Source organism: Stutzerimonas stutzeri, assembly GCF_013522825.1.
In the GTDB taxonomy this organism is placed as follows: domain Bacteria; phylum Pseudomonadota; class Gammaproteobacteria; order Pseudomonadales; family Pseudomonadaceae; genus Stutzerimonas; species Stutzerimonas stutzeri_AK.
In genome coordinates, this window is record NZ_JAAMQZ010000097.1 from 1 (window position 1) to 1,496 (window position 1,496).

Consider the following 1,496-nt stretch of genomic DNA (forward strand, 5'->3'; position numbering starts at 1 on the left):
CGGTTGAGTGGCCGGATGGCCGTGGAATCAGTGGCCGGATGCGCGTGGAATGGGTGGCCGGATCAGCGTGGAATCGGTGGTCAGATGCTCATGGAATGGGTGGCCAGATGACCGTGGAATCCGCATTCTACTGACTTCACCTGTGCTCTCCCGCTTCCAGATTTCGAGCTTGTCCGCCCATGCCTGCATCATGCCCCGCCGCTCTTCGAGGTAGGTGGCATGGTTGTAGGTGCGGCGCACCGAGTTGGGTTCCGCATGGGCAAGCTGCGCCTCAATGGCATCCGGGCGATAGCCCATTTCGTTCAGACGGGTGCTGCCTGTGGTTCTGGTGCCGTGTGGGCTGTAGGTGCCGCTCCAGCCCAGTACCTTGAGCGCCTGCCGGATCGAATGCACCGACATCGGTCTGTTGCGGTCATCCCTGCCGGGAAAGAGGTGTGTCCGGTCGCCGCTGATGGCGTGCAGGCGGCGCAGCATATCCACGGCTTGCGACGGCAGCGGCACAACATGCTCGCGACGGGCTTTCATGCGCCGGGCTGGGATCGTCCAAAGCGCGGCATCGAGATCGAATTCAACCCATTCCGCTTCTGCCGCTTCGCTGGGACGCGCCAGTGTCCACCACATCAACTGGATGCAGAAATTGACCTGATAGCCGCAACGGTGGTTGTCGAAGTCGTTGAGCAGCTTGCCGATCTGCGCGGTGGTCAGTGCCGTCTTGTGTTGCGTCTTGTTGGCGGGCAAAGCCTTGCGGACGGGCCAGACGGGATCGTTGTCTGCCCGCAAGGTGGCAACTGCCAGCTCGAAGACACCGGACATGGTGCGCTTGGCTTCCGCAGCGACAGTCGGCGCACCGCGTTTCACGGTCTTGGTAAGGATGTCGAGAACGTGCGCAGGGGTGATGTCGCGCACCGGGAGCTTGCCGATGCTGGGGAAGACCACCCGCTCCAGCATGTCCAGGCGGCGTTTCTTGGTGATGTCCTCCCAGTCCCGCAGAGCCAGCCACTCTTTGGCGACGGTCTCGAAGGTATTGGCGGAATCCTCTTCGCGCTTGAGGCGCTCAAGCTGCCGGTGCTGGACGGGGTTGATGCCCTGCTTGACCAGCTTCCGCGCTTCCTCGCACTTGTCCCGCGCTTCGGCAAGGCTGACGGCAGGGTAGTCGCCCAGCGCGAACCACGACCCCTTGCCGCCCAGCTTGAAGCGGTAGCGCCAAGCCTTCACCCCATTGGGCTTCACTTCAAGGTAAAGGCCGCGAAGGTCATTCAGGCGGTAGAGCTGCTCCTTCGGTTTGGCAGCACGGCAGTGAGCATCTGTAAGCATGGTGTCACGGGGTCGGCAAGAAGGGGTGATAGATGGATCATATACACCTTATTTTGCTAGGGTCTGTTGCCGTTTCACATGGGTAACCAGAGAAAGGCACAGGCCATGGCCACGACGCTTTCGTAATTTCTCTTGAGTTTGTCGAACCGAGATGCCACAGCCCGGTAGTGCTTTAGCCGGGC

At 61.3% G+C, this 1,496-nt stretch carries 1 protein-coding gene and 1 pseudogene; both read right to left on the reverse strand.

Annotated elements, in window-relative coordinates:
* Nucleotides 1–27: 27 nt before the first annotated feature.
* Entirely contained in the window at nt 28–1,314 is a 1,287-nt protein-coding gene (locus G7020_RS23740; RefSeq protein ID WP_258189498.1) for a tyrosine-type recombinase/integrase, read from the reverse strand.
* Nucleotides 1,315–1,388: 74 nt separating this feature from the next.
* Nucleotides 1,389–1,496 (reverse strand): annotated as a pseudogene (locus tag G7020_RS23745) (IS5/IS1182 family transposase); the annotation flags it as partial.

Coding starts and splice junctions, on each gene's coding strand:
- G7020_RS23740 (WP_258189498.1), bottom strand. CDS start 1,314: ATGCTTACAGATGCTCACTGCCGTGCTGCCAAACCGAAGGAGCAGCTC.